Below are 19,158 nucleotides of genomic sequence, written 5' to 3'. Positions count from 1 at the left end.
TATTTTACGAATTGCCTAAATTAATGGTAGTTACGGAGGTTTTCTGTTGATGCAGTCTTTCAAGCCAAAAGTGTCTGAAGAGGAAATAAAATTAGATCCTGTATTTGTTCCGGAAAACCATTCTAAAAGACCTCCGAATAATTGGCTAAAACAGCTAATCCGTCGCTTAAGTATCCGGCAGAAGATTGGTTATGGATATGCAGTTGCCATTGGAATAGCAACTTTGGGGGCGAGTGCAGGGCTGCTTGTTGGCGAATATTACCAGCGACAGATGTCCCAGCAACTCAAATATGCACAGCAAGAAGCTTATCTTTTGAGTAGTTTGAAAATTGCTGTACTAGAAGCAAGAAACCAGCAGCAACAGTTAATTTATCAGTTAAGAAAACCAAAAGAGTTTCACAGCGAAGTTTTGCGCTTAGTAGAGAAAATTGAAAAGGTTGAAAAGCTTTATTCACAAGTAAAATTATTTGGTAATGAATCTCAATTATTCAAGCATTCAGATCGAGAGATTGCAGAAGTCGAAAATTGGTTGAAAACTTACGACGGAACTGTAGAAATTTATAGCCAAAACCTAAATGTAATTTTAAAGAAAATTGAGAAAAATGGTGGGTTGCAGCCTAAAACAGTTCCGAAAATCCAAAATTCATTGGTTAATTTTACCAATACTCAGGAGGCGCTTAAGTTTGATAGTCTCTCAGATGATTTAACAAAATTGATTGAGGTTGCTAATCACGATGAGGAAGAAACAGCGATCGCTTTACAGCAGGTAGAGAAACTGCGAATCCAGATAATTGTTACCAGTATGTTGCTGTCAATGGCGATCGCCGCGATAATCGCCCGCTATTCCAGTCGAGCGATCGCGCATCCTCTGGAAACTGCAACTCAAATTGCTCAGCAAGTTACCGAACAAGCAAATTTTACTCTCCAGGCACCCGTAATCACCGAGGATGAAGTTGGACGCCTGACAACCTCCCTCAACCAGCTAATCCGCAGCGTCGGCACCTACACCCAGGAACTGAAGCAAACCCAAGCACAGCTTCATCGCTTCTTCAACCTTTCATTCGATATGCTTTGTGTCGTCGGGTTTGACGGCTATTTTAAGCAGATAAACCCAGCTTTTGAAACAACACTTGGCTACACTGGCGAAGAAATTGTAGCAAAGCCATTGTTGAATTTTATTCATCCTGAAGATCGAGCAACCAGCATTGCTGAGGCGAGGAAGCTTGCTAGCGGAGTCATGGTTAGCTCCTTTATAAACCGCTACGGCTGTAAAGACGGTTCCTATAAATGGCTGGAGTGGACGTGCGTCCCCTTTGCTCCAGAAGGTTTAATCTATGCGGTTGCCCGTGACATTAGCGATCGCATACACGCCGAAACAGCACGGCAGGAAAGCGAGCAGCAATTCAGAGCTTTGGTTGCTAATATTCCAGGTGCCATCTATCGGTGTAGCTGCGATGACGACTGGAAGATGGAGTTTATCAGCGATGCGATCGCAGAAATTTCTGGTTATCCGCCTGGAGACTTTATTCACAATCAAGTTCGCAGTTTTGCCAGTATTATTCATCCTGAAGATACCGCGATAGTGGACAGGCTTATCCAAGAGGCTGTGCAGAAAAAACAGCCTTTTATCATTGAGTACCGAATCATTCGAGCCGATGGAAGTATCCGATGGGTCTACGAGAAAGGTCAGGGCATATTCAATTCCACCGGAGAGCTTCTGTGTCTAAACGGGGCAATCTTTGATATTAGCGATCGCAAGCAAACAGAAGAGGCATTACACTCATCAAACCGGCGAGTCTTCAAGGTTCTTGAAAGCATCACGGATGCCTTTTATGCCCTCAACCATCAGTGGCAGTTCACCTATATCAACAAGCAAGCGGAGCTACTTTTACAGAGAACCCGGTCCGAACTTCTGGGCACGAATATTTGGGATCGGTTTCCCGCTGCAATTGGGTCAAATTTTTACAATCAATATCACCAGAGTGCTGCTGAACAAGTCTCTATCACGTTTGAAGAATTTTACCCAGCTCTCGATATCTGGGTTGAAGTCCGTGCCTACCCCAGTGAAGAGGGGCTTTCTGTCTACTTCCACGACATCACTGAGCGGAAAGCTGCTGAGAAAGCCCTAGCAGAGCGAGCTAGACTAGCCGCATTTCGTGCTGATATTGGATCTGCTCTCACTCAAAGCGACACTTTACAAGGTATCCTGCAACGCTGCGTCTTGGCTGTGGTTAAACACCTAGATGCAGCATTCGCCCGCATTTGGATGCTCAATGTTGAGGAAAACGTACTAGAGCTGCAAGCTAGTGCAGGGATATATACTCACCTAAACGGCAATCATCGCCGCGTTAAAGTCGGACAATTCAAAATCGGTCTGATTGCCCAAGAGCGAAAACCACACTTAACGAATTCTGTCCTTGACGATCCTCGTGTTAGCGATAAAGATTGGGCGAAGCGAGAGGGAATGGTTGCTTTTGCTGGCTATCCCTTAATGCTCCAAGGTCAGATGGTAGGAGTGATTGCAATGTTTACCCGCCATACCTTGAGCGAATCTATTTTCAAGGCGCTAGAATTTGCCGCCGATGAAATTGTCATAGGGATTAAACGCAAGCAGGCAGAGGAAGCACTCCAAAGATCGCTCAAAGATTTGTCTGACGTCAAATTTGCCTTAGATCAGGCGGCGATTGTTGCTATCACCGATCGAAGAGGAATGATTAACTATGTCAACAATAAATTTTGTGAAATATCCAAATATTCCCCAAAAGAACTGATAGGACAAGACCAACGAATTCTTAATTCAGGTTATCATTCACAAGAATTTTTTAGCAAGCTTTGGTCAACAATTTCTAGCGGCAAGGTTTGGAGAGGTCAAATAAAGAACAGAGCTAAAGATGGAACTTATTACTGGGTTGATACTGCCATCGTTCCTGTTCTGGACGAGCGAGGAAATCCTTTCCAGTATTTAGCAATCTGCTCCGACATCACCGATCGCAAAGCCGCTGAGGAAGCGTTGCGGCTATCGGAAGCCCGGTTCCGAGAACTGGCGGCTCAAGAAGAACTTTTCAATCATTTAGCTAGCCAGATCCGTAACTCTTTACAACTGGATACCATTCTAGAGACGGCTGTTCATGAAATCTATCATCGGTTGCACCTAGATACGTGCATCTTTTCTTGGTACCGTCCTGACATGGAGCCTGTTAGTTGGGAAGCGGTGAAGGAAGCCAAAAAGACCGATCTTCGTAGTTGGGTGGGTTTTTTCCCGGATGAAGTCTTTGGTGCATTTACTGAGAAAATCCTGCGCCAAGAAATTGTTCGCGTCGATGATGTCAAGACTCTAAACAACGATCTGCCGTTACAGCAGCTGTTATTGACAACGGGTGCGGCTTCTGTGTTAGGGCTACCACTTCAAACACAATTCGGTAGGATTGGCTTAATAATTTGTAATCGCATCCAAGAAGCAAAACCTTGGACGGATGCTGATGTGGCACTGCTTTGCGCGATCGCTAATCAGATGGCGATCGCAATTAACCAAGCTGAACTCTACGCCGACGCTAGTAATTCCGCCCATCTTGCCCAAGATAAAGCCTTGCAACTGGAACAAACATTGCAAGAACTCAAAGAAACTCAAACTCAGCTGATTCAAGCCGAAAAAATGTCCAGCCTCGGTCAGATGGTTGCTGGCATTGCCCACGAATTTAATAACCCGGTTAACTTTATCCACGGCAATCTGCAACACACGAACGACTACGTTCAAGACTTACTTAACTTAGTGAAACTTTATCAGCAACAATATTCTAATCCCGCGCCTAAAATTCAGAGTTTTGTAGAGAAAATTGACCTAGAATTTATCGCTCAAGACCTACCCAAAATGCTGTCTTCTATGAAGATAGGGACGCAGCGAATTCGCGAGCTAGTCTTATCCTTACGGAACTTCTCGCGTCTTGATGAAGCGGAGATGAAAGCCGTTGATCTCCACGAAGGCATGGACAATACGCTGTTAATTTTAAATAACCGTCTCAAAAAAGAGATTAATGTGATTAAACACTATGGCAAGTTACCTCTTGTTGAGTGTTATCCTGCACAGCTCAATCAAGTATTTATGAATATCCTGAGTAATGCGATTGATGCACTGCTGGCTCAGAAAGAGCGGGAAGATAAACAAATTGTTATTTCTAGCCAAGTATTAGGAAAAAATCAGATAATCGTGAGAATTCTGGATAATGGTTCTGGAATCCCACAACCAATTCTAGAGAAAATATTTGACCCGTTTTTCACAACTAAAGATGTCGGGAAGGGAACTGGCTTAGGACTTTCGATTTCCTATCAAATTATGGAAAAGCATCATGGAAAAATTATGGTGAGTTCCCAGATGGATGAAGGAACAGAATTTGCAATTTACCTTCCGATTAAGCAGTCAGGTTTGTCTGCGAAATCGGTTCTAGCCAAGTCAAATTAAGATTCGCCTGCTGTAATTTGCTTCCCACAAACACAAGTCTTGGTTAAACAGTTTTAATCCAAATTTTTGTAGCTGAAGAATCTGAACCAATAGCACCATCATGTAGAATCAACAAATTCTGAATAAGCATCTCAAAAAATATGTCAGAAAGTCGTGTAACCTTCAACGCCGAGGAAGTGTTGCCGGACGAGCGCAACTTCGTCGCCGCTGTTCTAGATACAGCAGCAACTTTGGTAGTGGTTCTCGATACCCAGGGGCGAATTGTCGTTTTTAATCAAGCTTGCCAGCAAACCACTGCTTACTCGGCGGAGGAAGTCAAAGGCAGACCATTCTGGGATTTATTTCTGCTGCCAGAAGAAGTGGAATCTGTCAAAGCGGTCTTCAAAAATCTTCAAGCGGGTCAGTTTCCAAACCAGTATGACAACTATTGGTTAACGCGCGATCGCGATCGCCGTTTGATTGCTTGGTCGAATACGGCGCTGCTCGACTCCGCTGGTGGGGTCAAGTACATCATCGGTACGGGGATTGACATTACCGAGCGTCACCAGGCAGAGCAAGCCCTAAAAAAGGCAAAGGCTGAGCTAGAAATCAGGGTCGAAGAGCGGACGGCTGAACTTAGGAAAGCCAACGAGCAATTGCAGGAAGAGATGCTAGAGCGCCAGCGTACCGAGGTGGCGCTCGAACAGAGCTATAGCCTCTTGCAGGCAGTTATTGAAGGAACACCCGATGCCATCTTTGTCAAGGATCTACAATACCGGGTGGTGATGGCGAATTCAGGTTTTGGCACTATTCTGAATCGGCAGGTGGAGGAAATTATTGGCAAGGATAATACCGAGTTGTTGCCGCCTGAGATTGCCCGTCAGATAAACGAAACTGACCGCCGCGTTATGACATCGGGTGAACCGGAAATGGTTGAGGAAGTTGTCACCATCATGGGAATCACCAAGATTTATCTCTCTACAAAAAGCGTTTTGCGCGATCCTTCTGGAAATGTCATAGGTCTAGTCGGCGTCTCGCGGGATATCACCGAGCGTAAAGCTGCTGAGGAGGCGCTACGAGAATCCGAAGAGCGTTATCGTCACTTTATTGAGACTGCCTTAGAAGGAATTTGGGTGATCGACGCTGAAAGCAAGACGATTTTTGTCAATCGCACACTGGCAGAAATGCTTGGCTACAGCATTGAGGAGATGCAGGGTAGGTCGCTATTTGATTTCATGGATGATGAAGGGAAAGCGATCGCTGCTCGCCAAGTCGAGCTTCGCCGTCAAGGTATCGAGGACAAGATTGATTTTAAATTATGTCGCAAAGATGGCTTGTTTCGATGGGCAATTGTTTCGACCTCTCCCATCTTCGATTCAGCGGGGAAGTATGCTGGAGCCTTTGCGATGATTACGGATATCACCGATCGCCGACAGGCGGAAGAAGCACTGCGCGAAAGTGAGGCGCGACTAAGAGAACAGGCAAGGCGGGAAAACTTGCTCAACCGTCTCGCTAGCCAAATCCGTAACAGTCTTAACTTAGACAAAGTTTTGGAAACAACGGTTCAAGAGATCCGCAATTTGTTGCAGATTGAGCGGTGTCATTTTGCCTGGTATTACCCTGACAGAGAGGAACCCGGTTGGGCAATTGTCAAGGAAGCTCGCAATTCGGAGCTTTCCGATCTCAGAGGTTATTACCCGATTGCTGCTGTCGGATCGATGGGGCAAAAACTTTTGAACCTGGAAATGCTGCGGATAGATGATATCGAGAAACTGAGCCAGAAGCCGCGAGGCGCAGCTCAGCCAAGCGAGGAGCCGCGAAGCGTGGCATACGCTAGCGATCGCCTGTGGCGTAGATTTCTGCGTTCGATGGGCTTCGCCTCTATCTTGGTGCTGCCCATTCAAACTCGATCGGGTACCATTGGTATCCTGAGCTGTTGCCAGAGTTCTGCACCCAGACCTTGGAGAGATTGGGAAGTCGAACTGCTGCACGCTGTAACCGACCAACTTGCGATCGCGATTAACCAAGCCGAACTCTACGCCGCCACCCGCACCACTGCCAAACAATTCCAAGAACAAGCCGCCAAACTCGAACAAACCCTCTCCGAACTCCAACAAACCCAAGCTCAATTGGTACAGACAGAAAAAATGTCGAGTTTAGGGCAGTTGGTTGCCGGTATTGCCCATGAAATTAATAATCCCGTCAACTTTATCTATGGCAACTTAGCTCACACAGACGAATACACCAAAGACCTCCTGAATCTACTACAGCTCTACCAACAGCACTATTTCCATCCAGTCCCTGAGATTCAAGATGAAATGGCAGCTATCGATCTAGATTTTCTGATCGAAGACCTTCCTAAGATGCTAACTTCCATGAAAGTAGGTGCTGAGCGGATTCGTCAGATTGTCTTATCGCTGCGGAACTTCTCCCGTCTGGATGAAGCAGAAATGAAGGCGGTTGATATTCATGAAGGGATTGAAAGCAGCCTCCTGATTCTACAAAATCGCCTGAAGACAAAACCTGACCATCCTGGCATTCAACTAATAAAGGAATACGGCGACTTGCCGCAAGTAGAATGCTATGCCGGACAATTGAATCAGGTCTTTATGAATCTACTGACGAATGCAATCGATGCCTTAGAAGAGAGAATGGAACGTGGAGAAGAAAATACTAAGTCCTACATCCCTAAAATTTGCATTCGCACCTCTGTTGTCAACTCCGATCGGGTATTAATTAGCATTGCCGATAACGGTCTAGGGATGACGGAAGCCATGAAAAAACAGCTATTCAATCCTTTTTTTACAACCAAACCCGTAGGCAAAGGCACGGGGTTAGGTTTATCGATCAGCTATCAAATTGTGGTAGAAAAACACGGAGGTCAATTGCACTGCCTTTCCGAACCGGGGCAAGGTACAGAGTTTGCGATCGCAATTCCCATTCAGTAGCACAGTTAGGTTCCATTGGAGAAGATTTTTACTTAAATTCACTATACCTAACTACCCGCTTCTATTTTTCGTCTTTACTGAGAATTAACCTTCGCTTAGTGGCTGATTAATTCTACGAGTGTTAGTCTGTTAATGCTGAAGTGCGATCGCGGAGATAAGCTGTGTCAAAAGGGACTTTCAGTAGAAGGAATAAAGCGATAAAATTTTAACGAGTAACAGCAATGGGTATCCATCGCGGCATCGTTTCAGCCACATTTTTAATTTTTACAGGATTGAGCGCGATCGCTCCCCCTGTTTTGTCTCAAATTCAGGAGTTTACAACTCAACAACCGGAACGCCAACAAATCGATCTAATTTTTAGCCCGAACACCAATCAAAGTTTTGAAGACGTGCTTGAGCAAGCAGAATCGATTGCTAGCAATTCTGTTGAGCAGGGATTCGCACAAAATCCAGAGGTTACACAAATTTATATCAGAATTTTCGGTGATGTCAAAGGACAAGTAGCCCCGCTTCTATTTTCAAAAGTGTATCGTTCTGATTGGCAGACAGAACCTAAAATTGATCGTTGGATTCGATATTTTGATAATTCTGGATTGCTACTAGGCTTTTATAATAATTCATCTAATTCCTCGTCACCTCCGATTCCACCGACATCCACCTTCAGCCGCGAAGACGATCCGGGTTTTCGGGATGATTAATCTACAGGTAAATATACACGGCGCAATTATTCGCGCATCTAGTACATTTCAGTTAAAGTTTAAAGACAAAACTTCAGCATCTCTCAATCTTGCTCTTCCCAAAGTGCAAGAAAACGTAAGAAGTTGCTTCGATCCCCTTAGCCTCCCTTTTTAAGCGGGAGAATTTTTTCAAAGTCCCCCTTTTGAAGGGGGATTTAGGGGGATCTCTACTGTTTCAGCGTCTCGATTATGACTTTTCAGACATCCTCTAAGCTGCTTTTTTGCTCCCACTTAATGAGCATTGGAGGGAATCTAAGAATTACAGCAGTAACCGAAAATCATTCATTGCGCCTCTAGGTAGAAAAAACGCTAAAATAAGCTTTTTAAGACAACCAACCTGTATTTTTCTTTCTACCCTTTAACCTGGTTACTGCTGCTAAAGTTCCAAAAAGAAGTATACCCAATGTAGGAGTATTTTCAGGAACAACTGCTGCCTCTGCCTCATCAACCACTAAGGCAGAAATCCGTGTTCCATCCCCAACATCCACAACCCCAATCCCTAAAGTATATTCCCCTGAGGCTGGAAGAATATAAGAAAAAGTTTGCCATCCAGTTTCTTTATTAAAGACACTTGAAGAGTTACTGAATTTTGAAATCGTATTCGCTAAATTAAAGAATTGAGTACCAGAATCTGACTGAAGACTTACAAAAGCAAAGTCATTAAAATCAGGATAGGTAAAGTCATCAACCGCAGATTGCTCAACAGCCTCATTCGTGAGGAAGTTCCAAGAAAAAGATAACTTTTGCCCAGCACTGCCTTTAAAAGTTTGCTTAATGGCAGATCCCTCAATCGGCTCTGCGGTCGCTAGAGTGTATAAAGATTGATCGCCCAAGAAAGTTGAGAAACCCAAGAATCCTTCTAAAGTTTCTTCTTCAGCAAAGCCAGAAATGAAAGTGACGGGAGCAGCATTACCGCCAATAATCGGATTAGAATTATTGTCGAGACTAAAAGTTTCTTGGTATGCAGTTGAGAGAAAAGCCTGGTTTTTGCCTTGGAATGGCTTAATTCCAAAATCTGAAGTTTCTATTCGATAATCGCCTAGGGCTTTCCAACTCTGAAACCCTTGTTCAAATCCTCTATTTAGAACAGCAGCCTTTACTGTAGATGGAAAAACTACACTTACACTGATAGCTAGTGCTGCAAGACTAATTGTTTTTATCATTAAGTTAACTCCTAATTTTTTTTGCCAAAAAGGTCATTTTTAAAGTTCTGCTAATTTTTAAAAGCAGGCTTAGTTTAGCTTTTTAAGTATTTTCACTGATATCTCTATTAAAAGCATTTTTGGTTAAGCGAATATTAATAGAGGAATAAGACCTGCTAAAATTTGGCTTAACAATCTTATTGACAACTTCTTGATAAATTTATATTTTATTAATCTTTTATTAACCCGGAGATTAAAGAAGCTTAATTCTACGTCAGTAGTATTTCAGAGGGTGCGTAGAAACACTCAGATTTGGCGGTGGAAGTCGAGTATGAGGGAGCCGCCCATTCGACTAAAGAGAACAAAAAGCAGACAGGATGCTACAGGTATAGATACTTATGCCGATGGCTTGAGGTAATGCTGCGTTGACTAGCCGTTGACATGAATGCTGTGGCTTAGCTGTCGCAGCATTTTTGGTTGACTGTTTAAGCTTTATAGAGGTTAGCTCGGCTAAATTCCTGTCAAATAATGACTCAAAATTTTTGATTATTGCGATCGCAAAAAGAGAGGAATTTAATGTCTAAGTTCAGTCGGAGGCAGCTACTAATTTTTTTTGGGGCGAGTGCCGGTACTGTTGTACTAGCTCCTACTTTGGGGAGACAGCATTTTGGCAGCAATCCTAACGTTGCCCAAGCGGTTCTACCACTGAAATTTACCCCAGTGCGATTGCCGCATCCTTTACCGATTTACCAAGAACAAAAAAGTTTTTACGCCACAGCCATTAATTATCAAGGAAGCGTACTTAATGCTTCTACCGATACTCGGTTAAGCACCTACAACATCGTTGATGATGTAGTGGTGCCCCCAGAGTACGAACGTTATGTGATTGTACGTTGGGGCGATCGCGTTTATCCCAACCCAGAAGAATACTTTGGCTACAACAACGACTACACCGGCTTTGTTCCCCTGGATGGCAGAAATCCCAACGACGGCTACCTTTGGGTAAATCACGAGTATGTCTCCTACCCGTTTACTTTTACACTCCCTGAAGTCCCAGAGGATTTAGCAGGATTACCTGAGTCTTATCCCTTAGTCGTTGGGCAGAGTTTACCGGCTGACAAAACCGATCTTCTCCTGTTGGGCGAAATCATGTACAACATGGGCGGTTCGGTTCTGCGGATGGCACGCCAAAATCGCGCCGGACGCTATTCGATTGTTAAAGATCCCAACAATCGACGCCTTCATGGTCTTTCCGGTTTAGGGATTAACAGCCAGCGTTCCGATCAGTATAAAACTATTACTTCTTGGGGTTCCAAGAGCTACCAGAAAGGCGATCAAAACTACCTGTTGAGTACGGGACCCGCTGCCACTCAAGTATTTCCTCTCAGCGTAGATGGGCTGGGTAACAAAATCATTGGCACTGCCTACAACTGCTCTGGCGGCACTACTCCCTGGGGAACCATCCTCTCAGCGGAAGAAAACTTTCAGGCAAGCACAGCCTTTTTTGTAGGAGTCACAGAATCTGTAAAATCTGATGGTACTCAGACTAGCTACACCGCCGGTACCAGTGGGGAAAAATTTGGCTTGGTTGGCGAGAAATACGGCTGGATGGTGGAAATCGATCCCAGTAACCCAAATTTCCGCCCGCGCAAGCACACTGCATTAGGTCGTTATCGCCATGAAAACATCGCCATGCGGGCGGAAGCTGGGAAAAAATTAGTTGCCTACATGGGTGATGACCGGCGCGGCGGACACACCTGGAAATTTGTTAGCAAAGGCACTGTTTCTGCCCCGAATAGCAAGAATAACAGCGCTTTATTTGAGGAGGGGACGCTGTACGTCGCCCGTTACAATCCTGACGGGACAGGAACGTGGATTCCCCTGGATTTGAATGCTGCTACCAATCCGATTCCGCCCTCCGTTCTTGGCTCAAAAGAAATTGCCGCTTTGGGCAAAGCGAGCCGGAATGGTTTGATTAAATTACCCAGACGGAACGGTGTTGCGGGTCAAACTACAGATGGCGGTGCATTCAACCTAGATACCACCAATGAAGCCACAGCTCTGCCAGGTTATCAAGGCAAGAAGCTGTCCAACTTCTACACTAGCCAAGGGGCTGTCCTCGTGGATGCTTTCTTAGCTGCTAACTTAGTTGGCGGAACTCCTACCGCACGTCCCGAAGATATCGAAGTTCATCCCCGCACCAAGGATGTATTTATTGCTTACACGGATGGTGCGGCGGGAAGCGATGGCTACCCCGATTCTCGAATCTTTGTGGTTTCCAAGTACAGCCCTGCCGTCAACGCCGGACAGCCTTCGGGTGAGCTGTTCAAGATTATGGAAAACAGCTCAGATGCTACGGGTACAACTTTCCGCTGGCAGCGATTTGCTAAAGGTGGGGAAGCGGCAGCAGAACCGGGTTCGGGTTTTGCCAATGTGGATAATTTGGCATTTGACCCCCAAGGAAATATTTGGGGTGTTACAGATATGTCTACTAGCGCTCACAATGGTTTTGATGTTGGTGCTGCCGCAACGCCATTAGCGATAGACCACAGGGTCGTGGGTTCTAACTCTCCTAGTGTGGATGATTCTAATCTCAATGTTCAAACTTCTAACCTGATTGGGGTTTTTGGCAATAACTGGTTCTTTTTCATTCCCACCACTGGCCCGGATGCTGGAGAAATCGTCCCCTTTGCCTACGGTCCTCCACGTTGCGAGTTGACAGGGCCTACTTTTATCGGGGATACGCTGATTATTTCGGTGCAGCACCCTGGTGAAGATTGCCCGTTCAATCCTCAGCAAACTCTAAGCCGAACGATTGAGATGCTGGACTTAAATGGCACTCTCTTTAACCAACAACGCACGGTTCCGCGTGGTAGTAATTGGCCTAGCAATATTGAGGGAAATCCTCAAGGACCACCGCGTCCTTCAGTGATTGGCATTCAACGCAAGCAGTCAAATGGCACGTTTGTTTAACTTATATCTTCCACCAGGCGGTAGAAACCGCCGCTACACAAACGAAACCTGCCTACGCAGGTTACAAAACTCTTGATTTTCGGTTAGTACGCTCCGGCGGACTTGGTTTATGTAGCCCCAGAATTCTATTCTGGGGCTTGGTGCAAGATATCAGTTTAATTAGAGCGTCGTAAGTCCCCCACGCTCATTTGGTACTCCGAATCAGTGGCAGGATATCAGGTGGGTGGTAACAATTGTATCTTCGACCAATGCCGTGAGGCGAGGGAAAAGATGCACGAGGAATCGCCAATTATTTATTTGATTGAGCGACTTTAACACAATATCAATTTATGGTAAAGTGTTCTTGTCAAGGAGGTGATGCTGAGTGCTGCACAAAGCTGTACAAGTTCGTTTATATCCAACCAAAGAACAAGAAATACTATTAGCGCAAACATTTGGATGTTCTCGTTGGTGGTGGAACTATGCTCTGAATAAATCTATTGAGACTTACAAGGAGACGGGTAAAGGACTTGGACGTGCAGCACTCAACGCATTTCTTCCAACACTCAAAAAAGCTGAAGATACAGCTTGGTTAGCTGAGTGTTACAGCCAAGTTTTACAGGCGACAACGCTTAATCTAACCACAGCGTACAAAAACTTTTTTGAGAAACGTGCGGGGTTTCCTAAGTTCAAATCCAAGCATGGCAAACAGTCAGTTCAGTATCCTCAAAACGTCAAAATTGTAGACGGCAATATCAAGCTCCCCGGCAACATCGGGATAGTTAAAGCCAAAATACATAGACAAATTGAGGGGAGAATCAAGACGGTTACTGTGAGCAAAACACCATCAGGGAAATACTTCGCGTCTATCCTGACTGAAGTTGCAGGAGAGAAACCACCTACAGCGGAAGGTAAAATTTACGGAGTTGACTTAGGATTGAAACATTTCGCTATTGTTACTGACGGCGAGAAGGTTTCTAAGTACGATAATCCTAAACACCTCGCCAAACATGAGAAAAACCTGAAACGCAAGCAACAAAAACTAGCCCGTAAACAAAAAGGGAGTAATTCAAGACACAAGTATAGAAAAGTTGTCGCCAAAGTGTACGAGCGAATTACTAATTCGCAGCAAGATTTCCTACATAAACTTAGCCATAAGTTGGTCAGCGATAGCCAAGCTGTCATCGTAGAGGATCTTCATGTTAAAGGCATGGTACGCAATCATAAATTAGCGAAAGCAATCTCTGACGTTGGGTGGGGAACATTCACCAACTTTTTAGCCTACAAGCTAGAACGCAAAGGCGGAAAGTTGATTGAGATTGATAGATGGTTCCCTAGTTCCAAACTTTGTTCTAATTGTTTCAATCAAATAGGTGAGATGTCGTTGGAGGTGAGGGAATGGACTTGTCCTCACTGCAATACTCATCATGACCGTGATGGAAACGCAGCGATAAATATTAGAGCAGAGGGGATCAGAATGCTAAAGGCGGAAGGTTCAGCCGTTTCTGCTGTAGGAGGGGAGATAAGACCACGATTAGGGCGAAAGTCCAAGCTGCGGCACTCCCCTGTGATTACAGAAGCCCACACTGTACTTGGTACTCCAAGTCAGCGTGGATAGTTCACGCGCCTAACATTTGCAACTGATACAAACTGGCGTACAATCCGCCTTGGCGCAACAATTGATCGTGGCTGCCCGACTCTACCAGTTGCCCTCGTTTCAGCACCAAAATCCGGTCTACATTGCGGATGGTTGAGAGACGGTGCGCGATGATAATGGCGGTGCGTCCCTCCAGCAATTTGTCGAGGGCATCTTGAATTAAGGCTTCTGTACCTACGTCTAGACTGGCTGTTGCTTCATCTAGCACTAAAATACGGGGATTGCGGATAGCAGCACGGGCAAATGCTAAGAGTTGCTTTTGTCCGCTAGAGATATTAGTGCCTCGTTCTCTAAGTTGGGTATCGTAGCCTTGAGGCAGTTGTTCGATAAAACTGGCAACATTGGTTTTTTCGGCGGCTTGTCGAATTTCTTCAAAGGAGTAAGTATCTCCTAGAGTAATGTTGCTCTTCACGTCACCGGCAAACAGAAAGCCATCTTGAAGGATGACGCCTAGGTGTTCCCGCAGTTCTCTTTGGGGTAAGTCCCGGACATTGACACCATCGAGGAAAATGCGACCTTCGGTGGTTTCGTAAAGGCGACACAGCAGGCGAATAATCGAACTTTTACCAGCACCCGTGGGACCAACGAGAGCGACTTTTTCGCCGGGATGGATGGTGAAGTTTAGGTCTTTGAGGACGTATTCATCATTTTTATAGGCAAAGGAGACATTTTCAAAGCGAATTTCACCTTTGGCGGTTGGGGATGGGGAATGGGAAATTCTCCTGGGTTCCTCTGCTACAGACGGGATAATTCCCCTGTCTATAAGCTGTTTTTGTGTCCCTTCAGGATCGCGGATTTCAATTGGTTCGTTGAGAATATCGGTGATGCGTTCGACGGCGGTGAAACCAGATTGCAGGGAGGTGAATTTTTCAGCAAATTGTCGCAAGGGATCGAAGAGACGCTGGGCATACAGGATAAAGGCAGAGAGGGTGCCAAAACTGAGGGCTTTGCCCATAATCATTTGTCCACCTAACCAGAGTACGCCCGCGATCGCTACCAGTGCAATCCACTCCAAGGTGGCTGATACGGCTGAGTCGTGAAAAATGGTTTTATCCACTTCCTCGATGTACCGCTGATTCGTCACCCGAAACAGTTCTGAGTTGAATTTCTCTCGCCGGAATAGCTGCACGACGTTCACCCCTACGATGTTTTCTTGCAGCGTTGAGTTGAGTGCAGACAGTTCTTCTCTGGCTTTGTAATTGGCTTTGCGATACTGCTGTTGGAAGTAAATAATCAAAGCCGTGACTGGCACCAACATCAGTGTCAGCATCAATGCCAGCTGCCATTGCAGCAAAAACATAGTGACAGCGATCGCTAAAATCGACACCAGATCGCTGACAATGCCAATGGCACCTGTGGAAAAGACATCCCCTAGGGCTTCGACATCGCTGGTGAGGCGGGTAATCAATCGTCCTACAGGGGTGCGGTCAAAAAATCGCACCGCTAAGGACGTGACGTGATGAAATAAGTCAGTGCGAATCTCGGCGGTAATTTGCTGCCCCACCTTCTGCACGGTGTAACCTTGGGCGGCGGTGAACACCATACGAACGATCATCGTTAGCAGCAGTAAAACGGCGAGAAGATTGATTCCTTCCAACAAGCCTTTACCTTGAAGAAAAGACCAGACTTCTTCCCCGCGAATCAGCGAAATTGCTTGCCCCACGATGATCGGTTGAATTGCCCCGGCGACTGACAGCGGCACCAACAACAGGATGGAAATTATCAGCAGACGACTGCTTTTCCGCGCGTAGGGGACTAAGCGCAGGAAGAGTCGCCAGTCGCTTTCACGAACGCGCGATCGCTCTCTAGTTTCCGTCAGAGGCGGGGATTGAGTCATGCTGGCACTATCTTCTTTCTACTTATTTCATTGTTCCCCTTTCACCAGTGCTGTAGCAGCTGCCTGTAGAGATAGGTAAGCTGTTTCAGGTTGCCCATTGATGTAGGATTTGCCATCTACCGATTCGCACAGAGTTCCGACTTTCTCGCCATCAGCGCCATATACTTCTAGCACATCTTGGAGAATATTCGGGTCAAAACCTTGCACAATTGAACTCCAAGCATTTTTATCAACCGAGCAAATCCTAATTGTTTCGTCCATTTGATCGCCTTGCGCTAGCAATTAATTAGAACAGCGCTTCTGATATCTTCGACCCATTGATGGATATCGCCCGTATTCAGGCGATAACTCCGAGGGTGGGCAATTAACCGCGCTGTACTTTCAAATAGTGTATCAATCTCGATCAAGCCATTTTCGCTCAGGGTGCGACCTGTGGAAACTAAATCCACAATCGCCTCGGACATCCCGGTAATCGGCCCTAGTTCTACGGAACCAGACAAAGGCACAATTTCTACGGGTAAATCTAAGCTTTCAAAGTATTCGTAGGCACAGTGAACAAACTTAGACGCGACTCGACCGTGGGGCGGCAGTTGCAAGACTGACCGATAAAGGCTAGAAGACTTTACCGCCACTGACAGCCGACAAGAACCAAATCGGAGGTCAGCTAGATGAGCAACCTGGGGGTTTTTCTCCCGCAGAACATCGTAACCGACTATCCCTAAATGTGCTTGCCCATATTCCACATAAACTGGGACATCTTGCGCCCTTACCAGTAGGGCTTGGGCGGTGCCGGTGGGGTCTTGTATTTGCAGTTGGCGGTTGCCAGAATCTTTAAAGGCGCTAAAGTCGAGTCCGACACTTTGCAGTAGACGAATGCTATCAGATAAGAGTGCGCCTTTGGGCAATGCAACGGTAAGCATAGAATAGAGTTCTGAGTGTTAAGTATTGAGTTCTGGATGTCACAAGGTAACTCATAACTCATACCTCATAATTCATAACTTTTGTGATGCGAATTCTCTTGGTAGATGATGAAGTTGAGCTGACTGAACCGCTGAGTCGCGTGCTAAGTCGTGAAGGCTACAGCGTTGAGTTGGCTTATGATGGGGCGTCTGGCAACCAGATGGCGCTGCAAGGAGGCTATGACTTGCTGATTTTGGATTGGATGCTGCCGCAGATCAGCGGGTTGGAAATTTGTCAGCAGATGCGATCGCGCAAAGATGCTACACCCGTCCTCTTTCTCACTGCCAAAGATACCCTAGACGACCGCGTGCTGGGTTTGGACGCCGGTGCGGATGACTACCTAGTGAAGCCGTTTGAATTGCGAGAGTTACTCGCACGAGTCCGCGCCTTGCTGCGTCGTTCCGCGACTGATGCGGCTGCTAGCGTGACGATAGAAGCGCACTACCATCCTCACTTACTTCAGATTGGAGATTTAGAACTAGATTGTGAAAACCAGCTAGCCTATCGTCACGGACGCACCATTGAGTTATCGGAGAAAGAAACTCATCTGCTGGAATATTTTATGCGTCACGCAGGGCAGTTGCTGACTCACGCCCAGATTCATCAACATTTGTGGAACCCGGAGGAACAACCCAGCAGTAACGTTTTAGCCGCTTTAATTCGGCTTTTGCGGCGCAAAATTGAAGCGGCTGGGGAGATGCCTTTGATTCACACTGTCTACGGCAAAGGTTATCGCCTCGGAGATGGTGGCTAAGGCGGCTTTCTAACTTTCAGTAGCAAGATTTAAAAAGCAATCTTTTGATATTTGTCAACTATCATTAGTAGTATTTCAACACCATTGTCTATATTCGCTTTCCTAACAGTAGCGATCGCTTGGTATCGTCTACACAAAACTATGGGTTTAGCTGTTGAGCTGTCTATTGATATTGCTTAGAATAAGCCTAAATTACAAGGAGCTATTTTATATGATGCTTGGAGATTTGGAAGACCCCTTGATAGCTTGGGATTTAAGAAACTTACAAAGAATTGCTACTACTATTCTTTTTCTCCTTTTAGTATTCTTCTTTAGTTGGCTGAATCGAAAAAATCGATATGTTTTATGGGCTATTTTTTCTGGTGCTATCTTGACATTTATCTTCTTATTGGTTACGCGCAATAATCACGGATTAGCTTTTTTTACTTTTAAATTTTAATGAGCAGCATATCGCCTGCGCTTGGGAAGAGATTGTCAGGCAATATTTGCTGGCTATTCTTTTCTGGAAGAGAAACCACTTTAAACAGAGAATTGCAACTCTAACGGCTGGGATGGAATGATGTACATTAATTCTGCACCGTCGGGTTTAGAGTCTATGGAGGGAGTTAATTTCAGCCAGTCATGGAAGGTAATTCCCAATTGTGCGATCGCTTGTACTTCTGTCTGATACGCTTCAAAACGGCGATTGGTTTCCACCATAGATTCCATGACTTCCAGCACTTGGGGAAGACGTTTATCAGCCTCTCGCCTCAAATCTCCTGCATTTGGGCCAAACCAACCTCCTGCAACCTCAACGCGAGTTAGGATTGCTGCTGGTAACGATTCAGCCCATTTATCAGGTTCTTGCGCCATCTTGAGCAAATTCTCACGTTGAAGCTCAAACACAGCATTTTCATCTAAAGCTGGGTCAATCCATTGGTAAATTCGGGTTAGTCGTCGCAAATCTATCTGACCTTTGAACTGAGGCTGTAAGTAAGCTGCTGGGTTAGAAGTAAGTAGAAGCTCAACATATTTATGAATACGAGAACGAAGAACTTTCGCACCTTCTTGGAAGCGATTAAGTGCTGTTTCGGGTTCGCCTAACTCAAGATGACAACGTGCTTCAGCAATATAAGCTAGAGATAAGGTCAAAAGATATTCATCAGCGATCTGGCTACCTTGCTCAAGTTCTTTGTCTGTGTAGTCCGTGTAAATATGTTCAGCTTCTAGAAAACGGTTTATAGCTTCAATCGCCATACGTTCTCTGTTTTCCACTTTGGTCATCGTAAAGGCATTCATCGCCAGACCAATAGCAGCTTTGAAGTTAGCATAATATCCAATGTCAATTTTGCGGTTAATTTTGTTTAACAGTTCCTCAGTCTGTTTTAGACGTTGTTCCAGTTCGTTGAGACGCTGGTTTAATACAGCAAATCCCATCACTGAGACACCTAAATTTAGTACGCTAGTAGCAGAAGCTACTTGCAAGATTCCTTGTGTTTGTTGCAAACCCTGCTGAATATTTACTACTTGTTGCCCAATTCCACCCAGACGCTGGTTAACATCAGCTAATCCCTTACCTGTAACAGCCGCATTAGCAACTGAACCAGCCCAATTTCCCCCAGAGAAAATAAGGTTAAGTAAATTACGCTTAATGTGAATTATGAGGAACAAGCACCAGCTTGACGAAAAGTTAACACATCAATGGCAAAGCGCCGTTTGAGTAACAATCGTAAGGTATGACTTGCCAATTTAGCGGC

12 protein-coding genes are annotated in these 19,158 nt (G+C 45.3%); 7 read left to right on the top strand and 5 right to left on the bottom strand.

Annotation, left to right across the window (positions count from 1 at the left end):
• Nucleotides 1-49 precede the first annotated feature (49 nt).
• From NC996_RS25470 to NC996_RS25460, 3 genes are all read left to right on the top strand, one after another.
• A complete protein-coding gene (locus NC996_RS25470) occupies nt 50-4,456 on the top strand; it encodes a PAS domain S-box protein (RefSeq protein WP_190690663.1) in 4,407 nt (1,468 codons plus the stop codon).
• Between the two features lie 140 nt (nt 4,457-4,596).
• The gene (locus tag NC996_RS25465) at nt 4,597-7,383 is read left to right on the top strand and encodes a PAS domain S-box protein (protein WP_190690661.1); all 2,787 of its coding nucleotides are present in this window, start codon (nt 4,597-4,599) and stop codon (nt 7,381-7,383) included.
• 221 nt (nt 7,384-7,604) lie between these two features.
• Complete coding sequence (locus NC996_RS25460) at nt 7,605-8,081, top strand: hypothetical protein (RefSeq protein ID WP_190690659.1); 477 nt, start codon at nt 7,605-7,607, stop codon at nt 8,079-8,081.
• Between the two features lie 362 nt (nt 8,082-8,443).
• Here NC996_RS25460 and NC996_RS25455 read toward each other — a convergent pair whose 3' ends face one another.
• Nucleotides 8,444-9,283: a hypothetical protein gene (locus tag NC996_RS25455; RefSeq protein ID WP_190690656.1), complete on the bottom strand. Its 840-nt coding sequence runs from the start codon at nt 9,281-9,283 to the stop codon at nt 8,444-8,446.
• A gap of 555 nt (nt 9,284-9,838) precedes the next feature.
• On the opposite strand from NC996_RS25455, the gene NC996_RS25450 reads away from it, so the two are divergent.
• The gene (locus NC996_RS25450; protein WP_190690654.1) at nt 9,839-12,235 is read left to right on the top strand and encodes a PhoX family phosphatase; all 2,397 of its coding nucleotides are present in this window, start codon (nt 9,839-9,841) and stop codon (nt 12,233-12,235) included.
• 364 nt (nt 12,236-12,599) lie between these two features.
• Entirely contained in the window at nt 12,600-13,832 is a 1,233-nt protein-coding gene (locus NC996_RS25445) for an RNA-guided endonuclease TnpB family protein (RefSeq protein ID WP_190690652.1), read from the top strand.
• A 1-nt stretch (nt 13,833) separates the two neighbouring features.
• Here the strand turns inward: NC996_RS25445 and NC996_RS25440 are convergent, their stop codons facing one another.
• From NC996_RS25440 to hisG, 3 genes are read right to left on the bottom strand one after another with little or no spacing between them, the layout of a single operon-like run.
• The gene (locus NC996_RS25440) at nt 13,834-15,708 is read right to left on the bottom strand and encodes an ABC transporter ATP-binding protein (RefSeq protein WP_190425955.1); all 1,875 of its coding nucleotides are present in this window, start codon (nt 15,706-15,708) and stop codon (nt 13,834-13,836) included.
• A gap of 27 nt (nt 15,709-15,735) precedes the next feature.
• Complete coding sequence (locus tag NC996_RS25435) at nt 15,736-15,969, bottom strand: hypothetical protein (RefSeq protein WP_190531446.1); 234 nt, start codon at nt 15,967-15,969, stop codon at nt 15,736-15,738.
• Nucleotides 15,970-15,983: 14 nt separating this feature from the next.
• Nucleotides 15,984-16,628 carry an ATP phosphoribosyltransferase gene (gene hisG, locus NC996_RS25430; protein ID WP_190414808.1) on the bottom strand — a complete coding sequence of 215 codons (645 nt, stop codon included), beginning with the start codon at nt 16,626-16,628 and terminating at the stop codon, nt 15,984-15,986.
• Nucleotides 16,629-16,714: 86 nt separating this feature from the next.
• Between hisG and rppA the strand changes: the two genes are divergently transcribed.
• Together rppA and NC996_RS25420 are read left to right on the top strand one after the other, a co-directional pair.
• Nucleotides 16,715-17,422 (top strand): two-component system response regulator RppA, encoded by a 708-nt coding sequence (gene rppA / locus NC996_RS25425; protein WP_190690673.1) that lies wholly within the window; start codon nt 16,715-16,717, stop codon nt 17,420-17,422.
• A gap of 211 nt (nt 17,423-17,633) precedes the next feature.
• A complete protein-coding gene (locus NC996_RS25420) occupies nt 17,634-17,861 on the top strand; it encodes a hypothetical protein (RefSeq protein WP_190690650.1) in 228 nt (75 codons plus the stop codon).
• An 80-nt stretch (nt 17,862-17,941) separates the two neighbouring features.
• Here NC996_RS25420 and NC996_RS25415 read toward each other — a convergent pair whose 3' ends face one another.
• On the bottom strand, nt 17,942-19,072 hold the full coding sequence (locus NC996_RS25415; RefSeq protein WP_199303402.1) for a hypothetical protein: 1,131 nt from the start codon (nt 19,070-19,072) through the stop codon (nt 17,942-17,944).
• Between the last annotated feature and the right edge of the window lie 86 nt (nt 19,073-19,158).

It is taken from the genome of Trichocoleus sp. ST-U2 (genome assembly GCF_039961875.1).
GTDB lineage: Bacteria > Cyanobacteriota > Cyanobacteriia > Cyanobacteriales > FACHB-T130 > FACHB-T130.
This window is presented reverse-complemented; position numbering and strand designations above follow the sequence as displayed.